This window comes from Streptomyces sp. NPDC051738, from assembly GCF_044453205.1.
In the GTDB taxonomy this organism is placed as follows: domain Bacteria; phylum Actinomycetota; class Actinomycetes; order Streptomycetales; family Streptomycetaceae; genus Streptomyces.
Window position 1 is genome coordinate 38,491 of sequence record NZ_JBITCM010000021.1, and the last position, 18,630, is coordinate 57,120.

The following is an 18,630-nucleotide window of genomic DNA, read 5'->3' on the forward strand; positions in this document are numbered from 1 at the left end:
GCGGCCGACCGGCCGGATCGCCGGCCCCGGTACGGCTCGGACATGAGCGATGCCGAGTGGACCCTGGTGCGGGATCTGCTGCCGGTTCCGGGCTGGCTGGCGGGCCAGGGCGGCAGACCGGAGGGCTACTGCCACCGGCAGATGATCGACGCGGTGCGCTATCTCGTCGACAACGGCATCAAGTGGCGGGCGATGCCTTCCGGCTTCCCGCCCTGGCCGCGTGTGTATGCCTTCTTCGCCCGCTGGCGGGATACGGGGCTGGTGACCGAGCTGCATGAACGTCTGCACCAGGCCCTCCGCCGAGTGCAGGGCCGTGAACCGGAGCCGAGCACGGCTGTGGTGGACTCCCAGTCGGTGAAAGCGGACGCCACCGTCGCCCTCGACTCACGGGGATTCGACGCCGGCAAGAGGATCAACCGGCGCAAGCGGCACCTGCTCACCGATACCCTCGGGCCCCTGCTGGACGTGCTGGTCACGCCGGCATCCACGACCGACCGGGACGCCGCCCGGATGCTTCTGCCGACAGCAGCCAGCCGCTTCCGGCGGCTGGTGCGGGTCTGGGCCGACGGCGGCTACACCGGGCACCTCGCCGACTGGACCATCCAGCACCTCGGGCTCGTCCTGGACGTCGTCCGCCGCCGCGAGGACGTCCGCGGATTCCAGGCACTGCCCCGCCGCTGGGTCGTCGAAAGATCCTTCGCCTGGCTCCTGCGCAGCAGGCGCCTGGTCCGGGACTACGAGCGACGCACCGACACCAGTGAAGCCGTCATCCGGTGGTCGATGATCGCGCTCATGAACCGCCGCCTGGCCGACCGACAGCACCAGCATCATGGGGCCTGCTGCGATGCCGGCAGTGTGAACCTTCCCGGCTTCGCCTCCACCAGCCAGCCCCGTTCGACCAGCCTCTTCAGACGTGCTCTCGCACCCTCGACACAAGAGGCGGACGCGCTGTCCCAGCCGAGTACCACGACCGTCCGCCGGGCATCCAGTCCGTCGGCTCCGGCCTCCGTCGCGGCCGCCATCACCGCCTGGTAGTCCACCGACAGGTCCTCCACCCCGGCCGCGTTCTCCCGGTGAGGCACACCGCGTCGCGGTCCGACCGGCTTCCTCTGCGACGACCCGCCGACCGCCACGGCGGGCGCTTCCTCCTCGGCCAGCGCCTCCAGATACTGCTCGAGGCCGACCATCCGGCGCCTGAGCACCTCTTCCGCATCCGTCAAGTCGGCCCGCACCCGCTTCAGTTCGGCTTCGAGCTCCTCGACCCGCACCACCGCGGCCTTGCGCCGTGCTTCCAGAACCGCCCGCATCGACGGCATCCGCCACCCCCGCAACATCCCGACCGGTAACGAGCCGAGACTTCCGCGACAGCTGCGATCCCATGTCTGACCAGCGGAATCCGCACACGAGGTTCGGAAAGAGAACGACCTCTAACACAATGAGGTGGATTGTCGCTGAGTGCTGTGTCCGGGACGGTGGTTGAGTGTTCAGTCATATGTGGGGACGTCGCCGTGGATCGTGTCGGATGAGCTTTGGGACCGCTTTGAGCCGCTGCTGCCGCGGCGTGAGCGGCGCTTCCGGTACCCGGGCCGCAAACCGCTGCCGGACCGCGAGGTGCTGTGCGGGATCCTGTACGTGCTGCACACCGGGATCCAGTGGGAGTACCTGCCGCAGGAACTCGGCTTCGGCTCGGACATGACCTGCTGGCGACGGCTGCGGGACTGGAACGAGGCCGGCGTCTGGCACCGCCTTCACGAGGTCCTGCTCGCCGAACTGAACGCGGCCTCGCGCCTGGACTGGTCCCGCTGCGTGGTCGACTCCTCCCACGTCAGGGCCCTAAAAGGGGGGAGCACACGGGCCCCTCGCCGGTCGACCGGGGCCGGGCCGGCTCGAAACACCACTTGATCACCGACGGACACGGCACTCCGCTCGCGGTCCTGCTGACCGGCGGCAACCGCAACGACGTCACCCAGCTGATCCCCCTGCTCGATGCGATCCCGCCGGTCCGCGGCCGGGTCGGCCGTCCCCGCCGCAAGCCCGACTCGCTGTTCGCCGACCGCGGCTACGACCACGACATCTACCGCGACCAGGTCCGCAACCGAGGCATCGTGCCCGCGATCGCCCGCCGCGGCACCCTGCACGGCACCGGCCTGGGCACCTACCGCTGGGTGATCGAGCGGAGCTTCGCGTGGCTGCACGGCTTTCGACGTCTGCGGATCCGCTGGGAACGGCGGGCCGACATCCACGAAGCGTTCCTCAAACTTGCTTGCTGCCTGATCACCCAGCGGCAGCTCCGTTCATTGTGTTGCCGTTGTCAGCCGATGAGGGCTTGGGTGATCTGCCGGGTCGTCTGCGCGGCGACCCGGGGGTTGACGGCGGCGTAGGAGGTGTAGGCGTTCAGGCCGGTGGCCAGGGCCCAACCGCGACCCCGCATCCAGGTGGCGTCGTCCACGCCGAGCGCATCGCGGAAGGCGGCTCGGCTGTTTGCCGACATCAAGGTGAAGGCGACCATCAGGTCGCAGGCCGGGTCGCCCATGCCGAGCCCGCCGAAGTCGATGACGGCGCTGAGGCGGCCGTCGAAGGTCAGCAGGTTGCCGGTGTGGAAGTCGCCGTGAAACCACACCGGAGAGCGGTCCCATCCAGACGCGCTCAGCGCCGCGTTCCACAGTTCCGTCATCGCTGTTGTGTCGAACACGCCGTCGACCTTGGCGATGGCGACCCGCGTCGCGCGGTCCCGGTCGGACAACGGGCGGCCGGTGAGGTCTTCCCTGGTGTTTCCGGCGTGGATGTCCTCGGGCGCGAACCGCTGCAGGGCGGCCAGGAACTGAGCCAGTTCAACTGCGGCCCTGGAGGAGTCGCCCAGTGCGTCGACGGCCGCCACCTCGCCGTCCAGCCAGCGGGACACCGCCCACGGCCACGGATAACCGAAGTCGGGGTCGCCCACTCCCACTGGTACCGGGATGGCCAGGGGAAGGTGCGGGGCGAGTCGGGGCAGCCACTGGAATTCCTTCCTGGCCTGCCCGATGGCTCCGGCATGGCGGGGCAGCCGGACGGACAGCTCCTCGCCCAACCGGTAGATCACATGATCGGATCCAGCGGGGTTGAGCAGCTTCAGGGCCAGCCCTGCCCACTGCGGGAACTGAGTGTCGACCAGGCGCCTGACCAGTGCCTCATCGATCTGGGGACGAGTGTCCGCAGTTCTCTCAGCTACCAAGAGCAGCTCCCATGGCCGGCCCGATCCGTGCGACGGGCAGTCGCAGCCATCACAGTGGTTCACGGCTGCGCCTGTCGACCGATTTTGCGGCGCACGGCAACCGCGTCGAGGCGTGGCTTGCATGGCATCACAGACCCTGAGGCGTGATCCACCTCATTGTGTTAGCCGCTGTTAGCGCTGGTGGTGATCTGCCCGGCAAAGCTGTTCCTGGCCGCTACGTGGACGAGCTGCGGTGACGCCCCGCCCCGGCCGGGCGCGGGGCGCCCGCGGCGTCGTAGGCCGGTTGCAGGGTCTCGCGGCTGGTGTCGGAGACCGCCCTGGTGACCTGCTGCTTCTTCCGCTGCCTCACGGCGTGTCGGACAACGGAGCCTCAGCTTCGTGTCGCTTCCTCGGCGGTCTGTCTTGTCGGAGCAGACCGCCGGGCTTGTGACCTGGGCTGTCGCGCACTGTCCGAGTCAGCAGTCCGCAAGTCTCCCACCTGTGCGGTTGCCAGGTGGTTCGGGGACGAGCGCGGTGCCGGGCCGTAAGTGCGGGCACGCGTCGACGCCGTCGGCCAGGGCCTGGACGCGGGCTGCCGGAGCGGAACTCGCATGGACAAGCCTTTGGGTGTGTGACCCGCTCGGTCGCGCCGTGCGGGCGATGGGTCTTCCCGGGCCCCGGCCGGACGGGCGGATCAGCGCAGTCCGGCGAAGAGATCGTTCTCGGGTAGGGCCGAGCCGGTGGCGTCCTTGACACGTACGAAGGTCTCCATGCCCATCAGCTCGCCGAACCTCTCCTTGCCCATCTTGAGGAAGAAGATGTTCTCGCCCTGACTGGCGTGCGCGGCCAGCGCGTCGAACTTCTGACCGCTGAACGCGGTGGTGTCCACCCACGTGCTGATCTCATCGTCGGGGAGGCCGATCTCGGCCATCGCGGCGGCCTCGGCAGGATCCGGCTCCGGCATGTCCTCATGAAACTCGCGCATGATCTCGCCGAACCGCTGCATCATCGAGCGGGGCATCGTCGTCCAGTACACCTTCGGTGTCAGCGCGGTCATCTCCAGCGCCGCCATCGTGATGCGGTGGGCCTGGATGTGATCGGGATGGCCGTAGAAGCCGTTCTCGTCGTAGGTGACGACCACATCAGGTCGGTAGTGCCGCATGAGTTCCGCGAGTCGGGCCGCACCTTCCTCCACGGGCGTCTGCCAGAAGGATCCGGGGGCTTCGTTGCTCGGCCAGCCCATCATCCCGGAGTCGGCATAGTCCAGCATCTCCAGATCGCTGACCTTCAGGACGCCACAGCTCGCCTCGAGTTCTTGACGGCGCATCAAAGCGACGGCCGCCGGATCGTGCCCGGGATCGCCCGGTTTGACACCCCCCGGTCCGTCACCGCAACCGCCGTCGGTACACGTCACGAGTACCGTGCGGATGCCTTCCGCCGCGTACCGGGCGAGGACCCCTCCGGTTCCGGTGGCCTCGTCGTCGGGGTGGGCGTGTACGGCCATGAGCGTCAAGGGCCGGTCAGTCATGAAACAGTCCTCCTGCAGAAATACGTCCTGGTCCAAGAGCGCGGCGGGCATACCGCGATCCCGGGGCCCAGATCCTGGTGGGGCGGACGACCTCGTGGTCTTGCGTGTTCCCCGCCCGCCCGGCGCCGCTCCCTCGGTCGATGCAACCGCGCCGCCGGAGCGGCTGTTCCTTCCATCCAGCACCAGCCGTGAGACTCCGACACGAAATCTGAAACCCTACGCTGGCGCAGGATCTCTCGCCTCGTGTCGCAGGTCACCGCTGTGACCTGCGGCTTTCAAGTCTGTCTCACCGCCCGTCGGGGTTGATCCGCCTCACCACGGGTGGCGGATCCTCATAGCCGGGCTTACCACTCGTCTTCGTCGTCAAGGAATCCGCCGGACAGACCCCATCACGCCGCCGACCACTGACGGGATGTCTTCGGTGGTGTGGTGGACAGTGAGGCGCGCCTGCGCCTTGTCTGGTTCAGAATCTGAGGACAATCGAGCCGATCGCCTGTCGGGACGTCAGGTGAGTGAAGGCGTCCTCGAAGTCGTCGGGGGTGAACCGGCTGTCGATCACGGGGTGGAGGAAGCCCTGCGCGGCCAGTTCACCGATCTTCCTCAGCCCCGGGGCAATCGCTTCCGCGGGTTCGTCGTGGACGGCGTAGACGGTGAAGGTGCTTCTCCCCCATGAGCAGGTCGACGATGCCCAGTTCAGCCTGCTTGCCGCCGGTGCAGCCGAGGGAGACCACAGTGCCCCGGGGCTGGACAGCGCGCAGCAGTTCGCCGAGCCGGACACCGCCTGCGGGGTCGAGGGCGGCATCCGCCTCCTGCCCACCGGTGGCCTCGGCGACGGCCGTTGCCAGGTCCCGCGCCGACAGGTCGATGGCGGCCTCGGCTGCGATGTCCAGGGCCCGCTGTGCCTTGTGTGCGGTGGAGAGCAGGGCGATGGGGCGCGTTCCGAGCGCGCGGGCTGTCTGTATCAGGGCGCTGCCGAGTCCTCCGGTGGCGCCGGAGATCAGGACGGTCTGCCCGTGCTGTACGTGGGCGGCGTTGGTGAGGGCGAGGTAGGCGGTGAGGAAGTTGACGGCGAGCGCGGCGCACTCGTCGAAGCCGATGCCGCCCGGCAGTGGCAGCAGGCGGCTGTCCGGGACGCTGACCCACTGCTGGCGGAAGCCGGCTGTGACGCCGAGGTTTCTGTGGCCGCAGAGGGCGACCCGGGTGCCGGCGGGGAGGGTGTCGCTCGCCTCGACCGTGCCCGGGCCCTCGTTGCCGAGCACCGGGGGCGGGGGCGGAGCCCCGAAGGTTGCGGTGCGCAGCGAGTTGGCGAGCTGGTTGGCGGTGGCCGCGTGGACGCGGACCGGAAAGTGGCCGGCGGTGGGTTCGGGGACGGGGCGTTCCTCGACGCCCATGTCGGGCACGGCGGCGGCGCGGCGGATGACGGTCGACTCCTTGGCGAGGGAAGCCTGCGCGTGGTGGCTGTACGGGGCGGGTGGACGCGCCCGTTCACGGCGCCGCGGATGGGCGCGTCACGCGGCCGGCGGGTGCGGGAGAGCGGCCGGGCCGGGTCAGCCGCCGATGAGCGGGAAGCCGCGCAGTACCTGCTGGACGTGGACGACGTCGCGGGGGAAGGACTCGGCGACGGTGGTGGCAACGACGTCGCTGGCCTGTGCGAGGTCGTGGGCGATGCGGTTGACCTGGGCGCCGGTGAGGCCGTCGGGGATCTGGCCGGGGCCGAGGCTGCCTTCGCGGACGCCGGCGGTGTCGACGTCGAGGTGGATCGCCACGCGGGAGGCACCGGTTGCGGCGCCGCAGCGCGAGGCGCAGGCACGACAACCCGACGGGTGCTCGGCACGCTTGCGCCCAAGTCTGTGGGCCTTGGAGTGAGCGCTGCGGTCCGCAGCGTCGCATCGGTACTGGTCGACGATTGCAGCGCTTCCCACCCCATGGCCCGTCATTGCCGCCGGCATTGAGCAGGAGCTCACCCGTGGATGGCCGCCTCGGCTTTCGGTGGCGGCTGAAGTGGGGCCGTCGTCGAGTGCGGCCGCAGCGGATATCGCTGGTGATCGCCTGTGCCGGAGCGCGATGGACGCGACCGGCTTGCCGGGGCGAATCTGCATGATCTGTGACTGCGTGCCTTCCGCCCGGACCGGCAGAACCCCTCGGCAAGGTTCGTCGTCCCAGCCCAGAAAGCCGCGTCACCGCTCATGTTCCGGAGACGGGGCCAAGTGAAACGCGAGGGTCAGGAGTTGGTGTACGCGCAGGCGGTCCACATCCCGTCATCGTTGCGGGACAGCACCCGGTTCGCCCGGCGGCGTCCATCGGGCCGTTCGGTCTCGCCGGACATGAGGATGCCGCTGACGCTGATCAACACCTTTGCGTCCCCGAAGACGAACCGCATGCTCTTTGGCGTGTCCGTCGACGTCGAGCCCTTGAGCGGGCTGTCGAACGCCCTCGCCATGCAGGTCCTGATCTCGTCCCGGCTGTTCTACGGTCCCCCAGCGGTACCCGCGGGCAAGCCGACGCCACCGAGAGCCGCCGCGGTCCCCGGTGCCCGTACACCGGGACGCCCCCGCAGCCGTACGCGTACGTTCATCCATAGCGACGCAAGTCGTGGAAGAAGTCGTCGATGACGTGCAGCTGCCCGGCGCGGGTCACCTCGTCGTACACGTGCTTGCCGACGGCGAGGTCGAGCACTCCGAGGCCGAAGGGCGAGAACACCACCGGCCGGTCCGTCGGTAGCGTCGCGCGTGCGGTCATGACGTCGTGCAGCGTGCCGGTCAGGAAGTCCCGGTTGCCGGTGAGCTGTTCGGCCAGGTGCGGTGAGGTGTCGGCTTTGAGGCAGTGGTCGACGTCGTCGACGATGTTCGCCGAGGCGAGGATGATCTCGGGGGCGAGGTCGCGCAGCGACACGTGCAGCACCAGGGGGTTGTGGTCGAACCACGCCGGGTCGGTGACGTGTGGCCGGCCGGCGACGGTGGCGAAGACGACCAGGTCGCTGGTGCGGATCAGCTGCTCGGGGTCGTCGTGCACGGTGATCCGGCCGGCGGCGGTCTGCTGCAGGTAGCCGTGGAAGCCGCTCGCGTGGTCGGCGGACACGTCGTGCACGCCGATCTCGTCGAACGACCAGCCGGTCGCGGTCAGAAAGGTGTGGATGTAGCGGGCGATCAGGCCCGTCCCGAAGAATCCGACACGGGTGGGGCGCCGGCGGTTGCGGCTGAGCTGGTCGGCCGCCGATGCGGCCATCGCGGCCGTTCTGGTGGCGCTGATGATGGAGCTTTCCAGGCAGGCGAACGGGTAGCCGGTGTCGTGGTCGTTGAGGATCAGCACCGCCGAGGCCCTCGGGATGCCTGCCTGCACGTTCTCGGGGAAGCTGGAGATCCACTTCAGCCCGTCCACCCGCACCTCCCCGCCGATCGACGCGGGCAGCGCGATGATCCGCGCCGTCGGGCGGTCGGAAAAGCGCAGGAAGTACGACGGCGGGTTGACCGAATCCCCCGCGGCGTGCAGCGCGTAGGTGGCTTCGACCAGGTCCACGATCTGTCGTTCCTGGCCCTGCAGGGTGTGCTGGACCTGGGCTCCCGGGATCACCGCGAACGGTGGCACGGTGATCGGCTGTGGCGCGGCGATCTGCTCGGACATGTCGGACATGGAGGACTCCGTGGCGTTGGAGCGGGACGTGGTCATCGGGTGCTCCCCTCGCGGGTCGGCGGGCAGGGGGTCGGGGTCGGGTGCATCGGTTCGGCCATGGCGACGAGTACGTCGCGCGGTGGCTCGTAGGGTTCTCGGCTGTGGGCGGTGCGGACGTTGTCGACGAGCATCAGGTCGCCGGCCTGCCACGGCTCGCGGACGGTGTGTCGCTCGTAGACGGTGTTGATCAGCTGGACGACGTCCTCGCTGACCGGGTCGCCGCCTCCGAAGCGGGTGTTGAAGGGCAGCCCGTCGGGGCCGTAGACGTCGGTGAGGTATTCCCGTATCTCCGGGGCCATCGTCCACTCGTTGAGGAACGCGACCTGGTTGAACCAGCAGTGCCGGCCGCTGACCGGGTGGCGCACCACGGCGGGGCGGCGCTGGCGGGTGTTCAGGGTCCCGTCGGGCCCCCAGCAGAACTCGATGGTGTTGGCGCGGCAGTATTCCTCGACGGCGGCCTTGTCCTCGGTGCCGAACGCCTCCTGCCAGGACGCCCCGATCTCGTCGTTGTACGTGCGGGTGAGCAGCCAGCCCTCCTCTTGGAACCGCTGGACCAGTTCCGGCGCCAGCGCATCGAGGACGGCGCAGGCGTCGGCGAGGGCGGTGGCTCCGCCGGCGGGTGGCGGGGTCAGACAGGCCATCAGCAGGAGGCCGGGGGGTGAGTGGGTGTAGCTGAGTTCGTGGTGCATGCACATGGGCTGGTTGGCCGGCCATGCCGTGGAGGAGTACACGCCCGGGGTGTGGGTGCGGCGGGGGGCGAAGGCTTCCCTCTCGGTCATCAGGCCGGCAGCCAGGTGGTGGAAGACGGCGCCGACCTGATCGGTGGCGCGCAGGCGAAGGCCGCGGACGAGCAGCGCGCCGTGTTCGGTGACCAGGCGGCGCAGGGCGTGGCGGTGCACGGCCGCCCAGCCCGGCGCGTCCTCAAAGGCGTGGGCGGGGGTGTGCAGTATCGGGGGTTTGCCGGGGTGCAGGTCCACCCGGAGCTCGGGCGCGGGCATGAGCATGGGCATGGGCATGGGCATGGGCATGGGCATGTGGCTGATCATGGTGCGGAGTGACATCGTCTTCGTCCTTTCAGTGGTGTTGAGAAATTCCTCAGAGGAAGTCCTCAGTGGATTTGAGGGAGAGGCCGGCGGTCAGGAGGCGGCCGGCTGTGCGGTTGGCTGTCGCAGTGACGGGTCCTTCAGGAGCCGGGCCAGGTCGGCGAGGACGGGGTGGCGGGTGATGTCTGCCAGGGACACCGCACGGTCCAGGGTGATGGCGAGTTTCACGGCCGACAGCGAGGTGCCGCCGAGGTCGAAGAAGTGGTCGTGGCGTCCGATCCCGCTCAGCGGGATGCCGAGCACGCCGGCCCATGCGACTGCCAGTCGCTGTTCGGTTGGCATGCCGGGTGCCTGGAAGTCGTCCTCGGCGACGTGGAGTTGAGCGGCCAGGGCCGTCAGGGCCTTCCGGTCGATCTTGCTGTTCGCGGTCAGCGGGAGGCCTTCGCGCCAGTGGACGGCCGAAGGGACCATGTACGCGGGCAGCGCGGCGCCCAGCCGGGTCAACAGGACATCGGCCGACAGGGGCCCCGGGGCGCTGTAGAAGGCCACCAGGTGTGTGCTGCGGTCGGGGCGTTCGGCGACCACCACGGCGCTGCCGCGCACACCCGGCACCTGCAGCAAGGTGTTCTCGATCTCGCCGGTCTCGATACGGAAGCCGCGGATCTTGACCTGGGTGTCGCGGCGGCCGAGGAACTCCAGCTTGCCATCGGGCCGCCAGCGGCCGAAGTCGCCGCTGAGGTAGAGGCGCCGGCCTTGACGGTGGGGATCGCGCAGGTAGGCAGGCAGGGTGCGCTCAGGGTCGTTGACGTAGCCGCGCCCGACGCAGATCCCGGAGAAGGCGATCGCGCCGGGCGCACCGAGCGGCACCGGGTTGAGGTACTCGTCGACGACGTAGACGTGCACGTTGTTGACCGGCCGGCCCAGCGGGATCCGGTCGCCATCCGGTACCCGGTCCATGACCTCGTGGTTGGTGTCGTCCGAGGTCTCGGTCAGGCCGTACGCGTTGACCAGCTTGATGTGGGGCTGGGCGGTGAACCAGCGCTGGACGAGTTCCTTCTTCAGCGCCTCGCCGGTGACCGACACATACCGCAGGTCGGGCAGCTCGCGCGGGTGCTGCTCGACATACGTCATGACGACTTCGAGGTACGACGGCACGACCTGGAGTACGGCGACCCGTTCATCGACGATCTTGTCGACGAACCGCTGCACGTCCAGGATCACCTCCTGCTCGACGAGCAGGGTCCGCCCACCCCTCATAAGCGCGGCGAGCAGCTGCCACAGCGAGATGTCGAAGCACTGAGGAGCGGTCTGGGCGACCACCTGCCCCTCGCCGATCTCCAGATCGTCGATCTTGGCGTAGAGGTGGTTGAGCATGCCCGCGTGTTCACACATGGCGCCCTTCGGTTCGCCGGTGGAGCCGGAGGTGAAGTAGATGTAGGCCGGCTGGTCGGGTGCGACGTCGACGCCGAGATCACCCTCGGCGTGGCTCTCCTCGTAGGCAGTGTCGGTGACCAGCGTCCGGACTGCGGGCAGCGACGCGAGGGCCGTGTCGAGCGTGCTGGTGGGGGTGCCGGGTTCGGTGAGCACGAGCGTGCACTCGGAACGGGCCAGCGTGGACTTGATACGTGCGGCAGGCAGATGCGGCTCGATGGGCAGGTACACGCCGCCGGCCTTGAAGACCGCCAGAACGGCTGCCAGCCAGTAAAGGTTCCTGTCCATCACCACCGCGACGACGCCTTCATGGCCGAGCCCCCGCGCCAGCAGGGCACGGGCCAACCGGTTCGCGCGGGCGTTGAGCTCCCGGTAGGTCCACTGCCGGTTGCCGTGCTGGGCCGCGACGGCGCCGGGGTGTTGCCGTACACGCTGCTCGAACAGCTCGTGCACCCGGGCGTCGGGCAGGCTCCGGGGCGCCCCTGCGAGCCCTTCGAGCTGGAAACGCACTTCCTCGGCGGACAGCAGGCTCTGCCGTGCATGCTCCGCATCCGGGTCGGCGGCGATCAGCGCGAGCGCGGTGAGGTGATAGCCGGCGATCCGGGCAGCGCAGTCGGCGTCGAGGGCGTCGGTGCGGTAGCGCAGCCGCAGCGTGAGCCGTCCGTCGTCGTGGGACAGGATGCCCACCCGCAGTACGGCGTTCTGGGCCGGGTCGCCGCTGTCGCCGACGTACTCGATGCTGTCTGCGGCTGCCTGGCTGCGGCCCGTGGCCGGATCGCAGCTGGTGTCGGTCGCATCGCCGTCGGTGCCGGTGGGGTCGGCACCGGCGCCGGTCGCATCGAGAACGGTTTCAAACAGTGGCTCGGTCAGACCGAGTTCGCGCCTGAGGTCGTCGACCGGGTGATCCCGGTGGGTGAGCAGTTGCGAGGCGACCTGATGGGTGTGCAGCAGCAGAGCCCGCCACGAGCCGTGTCCGGTCGCCAGCCGGCACGGCAGCGGTCGGCCCCGCGCGGCGGCGACGTAGCCGGTGGTCACGTCGCGTTCGCCGGTCAGCGCGGCGAGCACCTTGGCATGCGCGCCCAGGAGCAGAGAGCTCAGCGGCGCGGCCAGGTCGTCTGCCAGCCGACGCAGTGCCCTCACGTGGCTGACGGGGATCGGTGCGTGGTGCTCGGCCAGGCCGGCGACCGGCTCACGGGTCCAGCGCGGAAGGGGCGTGCAACCGCCGGATGCGGTCAGGACACCGTGCCGGAAGTTTCGGCCGGCGGGAGTGTTGAGTGCCATCAGGATCTGTCCTTGTGCTCGGGTTCTCATGTGGTGCGGCGGGGTGCCAACCCTCGTCAGATGCGGGTTGCCGTCGCGGCTTGCGGTTGGGGGGCGTTGTCGGGCAGGTGACAGGCCGGGTTTCCTCCCCACCGGGCGTGTGAGGGGACGTGCTCGCCCTTCATGAGGAACGAGTCGCAGGCGAGGTCGACGTGGTCGGCCATGGCCACGCCGTAGTGGACGAACGCGCCGACACCGAGGGTGCAGCCGGAGCCGATCGTGGTCCGGTCGGACTTGAAGGCGCCGTCCTCCTGCGAGTGGCACTGGATCCCCGTGCCCGCGTTGAGGGTGCAGTCATCGCCGATCGTCACCAGCGTCCGCTCCGGGAAGGAGCAGCCGTCGTCGAAGACCCGCTTGCCGACCCGGGCACCCAGAAGTCGCCAGACCACGTTCTTGAACGGGGTCCCGTTGAAGAACTGGGTGTAATCGGCTCGGGCCAGCTTCCAGAAACGTTCATGCCGCCAGAAGGACCCCTCATAGATCGAGCAGTTCAGCGGTACTTGGGCCTTGAATCCCGTGGCGGCCCGATCGATCAGCGCGAAGTAGCAGACGGTGAAGACGAGGCCGAGCACACCGGCCAGCGCTATCACCGATGCGCCGAAGGAGGGGTAGAGGGCTTCCGCTGCCACGGCCAGCAGGGTGACGGCGAAGACGTGGAACCACCGCGCCAGCAGATACAACACCGCGGTGACGGCGTTGTGCCGGCTCTTGGCGGCGAGGCGCCGGCGCAGCTCGCTACCGCTCGCCACGTCGTTCAACCGGACGTCCCGCATCACCGTGCGCGGAATGGTGAAGGCAGGCGATCCCAGCAGACCGACGTCCTCCCGCACCTCTCCGTCGACAGGCACCATGACCTTCGTTGCCAGCAGGCAGTTGTCGCCGGTCGTGGCCCGTGCCGGATAGGCGATGTGGTTTCCGAGGAAACTGCGCGCTCCGATCGAGACACGGGAGAGGGAGAACGACGTGTTGGAGAAGTCGGCATTGATGATCGACAGGCCGTCGGCGACCATCGTGCCGCTGCCCACCGAGCTCAGGAACGGGCTGTCGTGCTTCACTTCCGTACCGAAGTTCGAGCCGGTCTGCGTGAAATTCGACAGGTCGTATCCGATATAGCGCAGGTAGTGGACGATCGCGGAGCTGTCGCCGAAAAGCGTGGTGAAGAACTTCCTGTTGGTCAGAAAGGCGATCGCCCGCTGCACACCGTATTGGAAGCCGTAGAGCGGATAGACCGTGTCCGGCTTGATGGCCCTCTTGAGCAGGCGCGGCACCATTCCCTGGATGACGAGCCCGGCGAAAGCGGCGCCGAAGAACAATACGAAGGACGCGGCCAGGGCACCGAGGAAGAACGTCCAGCCGGCGAAGGGCGATGACCCGGAATCGAGCGGCGCGTTCAGCTGCGGTACCGCGGCGAGGAGCAGGGTCACGCCACCCGTCGTCAGCGGCAGGTACACCAGCAGCAGGGTCAGCAGCTGCCCGATGCCGTACAGGACCTTCCCGGTGGTGGAGCAGTCGGCGGCGTCCACCCTGCGGAAGTCCGTGACGGTGGCCTCGCCCGGTGAGCCGTGCCAGCGCTGTCCGGCGGGGACAGCCTGTCCGGCGTGCAAGGAGGAGGCATGCCCGAGCTGGGCCGCGTCGCCCATGGAGGTGTTGATGTCGAGGACCGTCTGTTCGCTGACGACGACGTCCTTGCCCAGAGTGACCGGGCCGGTCTGGATGAAGCCGTCGTGGGCCCGGTAACAGGAGAACAGTGAGTCCTTGCGGATGACCGTCCCGTCTCCGATCGTGAGCAGATCGGTGCACACGGGGATATGCGTGGAGAAGATCGCCACGTTACGTCCGACCTTCGCGCCCAGGGCCCGAAGGTAGAGCACGAACAGCGGCGACGCGGTGAACAGGCGCACAGGGCTCGTTCGCATCAGCGTTTTGACGATCCACCAGCGCAGATAGGCCAGGCTCCACACGGGGAACCGGCCGGGCTTGAAGCGGCCGATGAGCGTCCATTTGGCCAGGATCGGCACGGTGCACAAGCCGATGAAGCCGGCACCGCCGACCAGCACGGAACGCAGGTAGCGGTCGGTCAGGGCGGAAGCATCGCTGATCCATTCGTAGCCGCCGACCACGGCCAGGGCGGCCAGGTAGGACCACCCGAGGAAGAACAGCAACTGCAGCATTCCGCACAGCAGGTACTGGCGTGTACCGGCCCGTGCCGCCGTCCCGCTCGACTCCTGGACAGCGGGCGCGGCGGGCGCCGCAGCAGAGGTCGAGGCGGCCGCGGGGCCGGACGGCTGGACCGGCACGTGTGCCGCGGCCGGGCGCACGGTGGCCGTCGAGCCACTGGTCGTGGGCACGGTGGCCGCGGTCGCCGCGCCGGTGGCCGTGGTCGCCGCGCCGGTGGCCGTGGTCGCCGCGCCGGTGGCCGTGGTCGCCGCGCCGGTGGCGGCGGACGCGGGAGCCACGGCTGCGGGAGCGAAGGCCACTGCGTCAGATCCGGTGAGCGCGGTGGCCAGGCTCTCGACGGTGGGATGCCGGTAGACGTCCTTCATCGACACGGACGGCAGGTCCGCCCGCTTCCTGACCCGCGCACAGAACTGGGCCATCACCATCGAGTCCGCACCGAGATCTTCGAAGAAGTGACTGTCGACCGATACCTGATCCACGCGCACGACGTCGGCCAGCACCTGCGCCAGACGCCGTGCGGTATCGGCCGTCGGGCCGGCGGACGTGCCATCGGGCCTGCCGCCGCCGTTGCCGTCGGAGCACGTGGAGATGCCGGGCGGGCCGGCCGTCCAGGTGCCGGGGGATATTCCTGCCATGTGAGCTCCGGTGTCGTCGGTGTGGTCGCGGGTGAGGGCTTCTTCCACCCGCAGAGGCGTCAGAGCTATCCGGGGCGGATTCCTCACGCCTGCCTCTCCATTACGCCCGGTCGGCACATCCTCGTCACGCCGCTGAATTTCGTACCTTGACACCACAGACCGACAGCGGTAGCGGGAATCGGCCGATGCTGCGGCCTCTTCGCTGCTGCGCGGACCCCGGACGCTGCTATACAGCCCGGGACAGATCGGAGCTTGCAGCCCGGGACGATCCGACTCGCCTCGAATAACGACGACCGCGCGCTTTTACGCCTGATCGCGGTCACTGTCAAGCCCCGAGATCCGGTGGCGTGACAGGACCTCTGCGATCGCGCGTACTGGAGGAGTCCAAAAGACGTCTTCCCCGGCAGGTGACGTCTTCTCTCAGCCGCCCGCATTACGGACGAGCGGCACGAGATGTTCCAGCGCTTTTCGGGAGGCGATCATGCCGGTCATATCCACCCCCCAGGAATTCAACCAGGACGACCTCTACGTCGACCTCGACGAAATCATCGGGAACCGACTGTTTCTCAAATGCGAAGGATTCAACTTCGCCGGCTCCATAAAACTCAAAGCCGCCGCCGAGATGGTCGAGGCCGCCGAACGCGACGGCCGGCTCACCGAGGACTCGATCCTCGTCGAGTCCTCCTCCGGCAACCTAGGAGTGGCCCTGAGCATGATCGCAGCCAGCAAGGGCTACCGGTTCGTGTGCGTGACCGACTCCCGCTGCAACCTGCCCACCCGGCTGCTCATGGAAGCCCTGGGCAGCCAGATCCACATCATCACCGAGCCCGCCGCCGATGGCGGTCTGCTCGCCGGGCGCATCAACCACGTCCGCGCGCTGTGCGCCTCAGACGACCGCTACCTATGGCTCAACCAGTACACCAACCCCCACAACCGCATGGCCCACTACCGCACCACCGCCCCCGCCATCGCCCGCCACTTCCCCGACCTCGACGTCCTCTTCGTCGGAGCCGGCACCACCGGCACGCTCATGGGCTGCGCCCGCTATTTCCGCGACTGGCACAGGCCGGTACACATCGTCGCCGTCGACAGCGAAGGCTCCGTCACCTTCGGGGACACCCCAGGCCGACGCATGATCCCCGGTCTCGGCACCAGCGTCCGTCCGCCGCTGCTGGACGACTCGTACGTGGACGAAGTGATACACGTCAACGAAGCCGACACCATCCGCACCTGCCACCAGCTGGCGCGTCGCGGCTTCGTCTTCGGAGGCTCCACCGGCACCGTCGTCAGCGGCGCCACCCGATGGCTCGCCGAGCACTCAGGGCACCACCGGCAGCCGACCGCGGTGGCCATCGCCCCCGACCTCGGTGAGCGCTACCTCGAGACCGTCTACCAGACCAACTGGGTGCAAGACCTCTACGGCGACGACGCACTCGCCCCGCAGGCACTGACCGCCCACGGCGCCGCGGCCTGAGAACCCCAGGCCCCCGCAGGCCGTGCCGGCACCCCCGTCACCGACCGGCCGGCACCGGGACGAGGCCGTCGGCGACCAACTCTGCGGGGCTGGAACGCAAGCAACGGCCCGAGATGGGCCATGATGCGGTCGGCCGCGGACTTCGACGGGCGGTGTACGGCTCACACAAACACATCACCGCCAGCCTCGCGAAAGTGAACATCCTCGCCGCCCTGCTCCTGCAAGCCCAACACGCAGAACGGTCCCTCACCCCCTGGGAGACCTCCACCGCCGCAGACCAACTCACCCTGCTGACCGCCGTGTTCACCGACCACTCATCACTCAGCAGTACACAGCCCTCGGTGCAGCCACCAGCTCCAGCGAGGAGTCACGCACCGGACAACACCGTTGACGCGGCGGCCCGACGAACCCCCCACCGCCAGGCCAGCCCCACCCAAAGAACCAGATCAGCAGTTCAGACATCGACGCTGAGACTCCGTCACTGAGGGCGCCCGGCATTTCATCAGGCCGGTGCGACGGAAGGCAAAGCCGAGGCAGACGGGCCGAGTTGCGGTCTACACCGAACACCGCTGTCCCCCGTATCCTCATCTGTAGCCAGTAGCACACAATCCCCCCACCCAGGTCGCGTGCTGGCACGGGCGACACCCCCTCAACCTGCCCAAGCAGCCGGGTGACCTCCCCCTTCACCGCCTCCAGGAGGATCACGGTGAGAGTTCGCACCAGAAGCTCGGCGATCATCGGCACCCTCTGCCTCGTCGCCTCCCTCGCCTTCACCACGGCGTCCGCCGACGAGCCCGCCGCCCCACCCCAGGCAGCCAAGGTCACGCTCAAGGAAGTCGCCACGGCCCAGAATCCGACCGCCGGCACCGCCGGTCCCGGAGGCACCATCTGGATAGCCGAACGCGCAGGAACCGTAAGGGCCTTGGGCGATCAGGGACTCGGCGAACCCGTCCTCGACATATCCGGCGAGACCACCACCGACGGCGAACGCGGCCTGCTGGGCATCGCGTTCGACAAGGGATTCGCGCACTTCTACATCTCGTTCACCAACCTCGAAGGCACCAGCACCGTCGACGAGTTCACCATGCGGGACGGCAAGATCCAGCCGGACACCCGGCGCACCGTCCTCACCCAGACGCAGCCCTACTCCAACCACAACGGCGGCGACATCACCTTCGGCCCCGACGGCTACCTCTACATCGCGTTCGGCGACGGAGGCGCGGGCGGCGACCCGCACGGCAACGGACAGAACCTCGACACGCTGCTCGGCAAGCTCCTGCGGATCGACCCGCACGGTGCCAAGCCGTACGCGATCCCGCCGGACAACCCGTTCGTGGACGACCCGAACGCGAAGGACGAGATCTGGGCGTACGGGCTCCGCAACCCGTGGCGGTTCTCCTTCGACGCGGGCACCGGCGACCTGCTGATCGGTGACGTCGGCCAGAGTGCCTGGGAGGAGATCGACTGGGCCCCGGCAAGCAGCAAGGGCGGTGAGAACTACGGCTGGTCCCAGATGGAGGGCAACCATCCCTTCCGGGACGGCACAGAGCCCGCCAACCACGTGCCGCCGATCCACGAGTACGACCGCAACGGCCTTGGCTGCTCGGTGACCGGCGGATACGTCTACCGAGGCACCGCCATCCCAGACCTCCAAGGCCAGTACGTGTTCAGCGACTACTGCGACGGCACCCTGCGCACCCTGCAGATAGAGAACGGCAAGGTGACCGGCGTGAGCGACCTCGCAGTCAACGGCGGCTCGGTCGTCTCCTTCGTGCAAGGCGGCAATGGCGAACTGTACGCACTCGACCTCGGAGGCAGCATCTCCCGCATCGACCCGGCATAACAACCGCCACAACCACCACAAGAAGCCGCCCATCCGGGGACGGATCCGGCCGCCGAACGGTGACGTGTCACGCTCAGGGCTGCCACGCCTCCGGGCCCCCGCCGCGCCACTCGATCAGCCCGGAACCCCGTACATACTCCGGATCCGCGTCCTCAATACCCACCCGTCTCAGGAACTCGGCCACGTCCAGCAGGCCATACGCCATGCCCAGGAAGTGATCGTCGACGCGGACCCGCCGCCCGCCGTCCTCGGCGGGCGGGTAGACGACGACGGGCTGCGTACTTGCCATAGCACCAGAGTGCGGCGTGCGACACACACC

Annotated in this window: 15 protein-coding genes and 1 pseudogene; 4 read left to right on the forward strand and 12 right to left on the reverse strand. The window is 68.7% G+C overall.

The window, feature by feature from the left end; all coding sequences use genetic code 11:
- Positions 1-42 precede the first annotated feature (42 nt).
- Entirely contained in the window at positions 43-1,035 is a 993-nt protein-coding gene (locus tag ACIA8X_RS36925) for an IS5 family transposase (protein WP_399460122.1), read from the forward strand.
- A gap of 459 nt (positions 1,036-1,494) precedes the next feature.
- Positions 1,495-2,288 (forward strand): annotated as a pseudogene (locus ACIA8X_RS36930) (IS5 family transposase); the annotation flags it as partial.
- 23 nt (positions 2,289-2,311) lie between these two features.
- Here the strand turns inward: ACIA8X_RS36930 and ACIA8X_RS36935 are convergent.
- The 11 genes from ACIA8X_RS36935 to ACIA8X_RS36985 form a co-directional block, all read right to left on the reverse strand.
- Entirely contained in the window at positions 2,312-3,211 is a 900-nt protein-coding gene (locus ACIA8X_RS36935; protein WP_399460123.1) for an aminoglycoside phosphotransferase family protein, read from the reverse strand.
- A gap of 214 nt (positions 3,212-3,425) precedes the next feature.
- Positions 3,426-3,560, reverse strand: a complete 135-nt coding sequence (locus ACIA8X_RS36940; protein WP_393460180.1) for a hypothetical protein — start codon at positions 3,558-3,560, stop codon at positions 3,426-3,428.
- A gap of 324 nt (positions 3,561-3,884) precedes the next feature.
- Complete coding sequence (locus ACIA8X_RS36945; RefSeq protein WP_393460183.1) at positions 3,885-4,718, reverse strand: PIG-L family deacetylase; 834 nt, start codon at positions 4,716-4,718, stop codon at positions 3,885-3,887.
- A gap of 463 nt (positions 4,719-5,181) precedes the next feature.
- The gene (locus ACIA8X_RS36950; RefSeq protein WP_393460497.1) at positions 5,182-5,415 is read right to left on the reverse strand and encodes a zinc-binding dehydrogenase; all 234 of its coding nucleotides are present in this window, start codon (positions 5,413-5,415) and stop codon (positions 5,182-5,184) included.
- Positions 5,306-6,109 carry a zinc-binding alcohol dehydrogenase family protein gene (locus ACIA8X_RS36955; RefSeq protein ID WP_399460124.1) on the reverse strand — a complete coding sequence of 268 codons (804 nt, stop codon included), beginning with the start codon at positions 6,107-6,109 and terminating at the stop codon, positions 5,306-5,308. Before ACIA8X_RS36955 ends, ACIA8X_RS36950 begins: the two co-directional genes overlap by 110 nt.
- Before the next feature lie 156 nt (positions 6,110-6,265).
- On the reverse strand, positions 6,266-6,484 hold the full coding sequence (locus ACIA8X_RS36960) for a hypothetical protein (RefSeq protein WP_399460125.1): 219 nt from the start codon (positions 6,482-6,484) through the stop codon (positions 6,266-6,268).
- A gap of 455 nt (positions 6,485-6,939) precedes the next feature.
- Positions 6,940-7,158, reverse strand: coding sequence for a hypothetical protein (locus ACIA8X_RS36965; protein WP_399460126.1), 219 nt, complete (start codon positions 7,156-7,158; stop codon positions 6,940-6,942).
- A 131-nt stretch (positions 7,159-7,289) separates the two neighbouring features.
- Entirely contained in the window at positions 7,290-8,348 is a 1,059-nt protein-coding gene (gene sbnB, locus ACIA8X_RS36970; protein WP_399460193.1) for a 2,3-diaminopropionate biosynthesis protein SbnB, read from the reverse strand.
- Positions 8,349-8,380: 32 nt separating this feature from the next.
- Positions 8,381-9,397, reverse strand: a complete 1,017-nt coding sequence (locus ACIA8X_RS36975; protein WP_399460194.1) for a TauD/TfdA family dioxygenase — start codon at positions 9,395-9,397, stop codon at positions 8,381-8,383.
- Between the two features lie 126 nt (positions 9,398-9,523).
- Positions 9,524-12,142 (reverse strand): amino acid adenylation domain-containing protein, encoded by a 2,619-nt coding sequence (locus ACIA8X_RS36980; RefSeq protein ID WP_399460127.1) that lies wholly within the window; start codon positions 12,140-12,142, stop codon positions 9,524-9,526.
- Between the two features lie 56 nt (positions 12,143-12,198).
- Complete coding sequence (locus ACIA8X_RS36985) at positions 12,199-14,994, reverse strand: Pls/PosA family non-ribosomal peptide synthetase (protein WP_399460128.1); 2,796 nt, start codon at positions 14,992-14,994, stop codon at positions 12,199-12,201.
- Positions 14,995-15,475: 481 nt separating this feature from the next.
- On the opposite strand from ACIA8X_RS36985, the gene sbnA reads away from it, so the two are divergent.
- The gene (sbnA, locus tag ACIA8X_RS36990) at positions 15,476-16,468 is read left to right on the forward strand and encodes a 2,3-diaminopropionate biosynthesis protein SbnA (protein WP_393460202.1); all 993 of its coding nucleotides are present in this window, start codon (positions 15,476-15,478) and stop codon (positions 16,466-16,468) included.
- 706 nt (positions 16,469-17,174) lie between these two features.
- A complete protein-coding gene (locus ACIA8X_RS36995; RefSeq protein WP_393460205.1) occupies positions 17,175-18,311 on the forward strand; it encodes a PQQ-dependent sugar dehydrogenase in 1,137 nt (378 codons plus the stop codon).
- Between the two features lie 73 nt (positions 18,312-18,384).
- On the opposite strand, the gene ACIA8X_RS37000 is transcribed toward ACIA8X_RS36995, so the two are convergent.
- Complete coding sequence (locus tag ACIA8X_RS37000; protein ID WP_393460208.1) at positions 18,385-18,600, reverse strand: hypothetical protein; 216 nt, start codon at positions 18,598-18,600, stop codon at positions 18,385-18,387.
- Positions 18,601-18,630 lie beyond the last annotated feature (30 nt).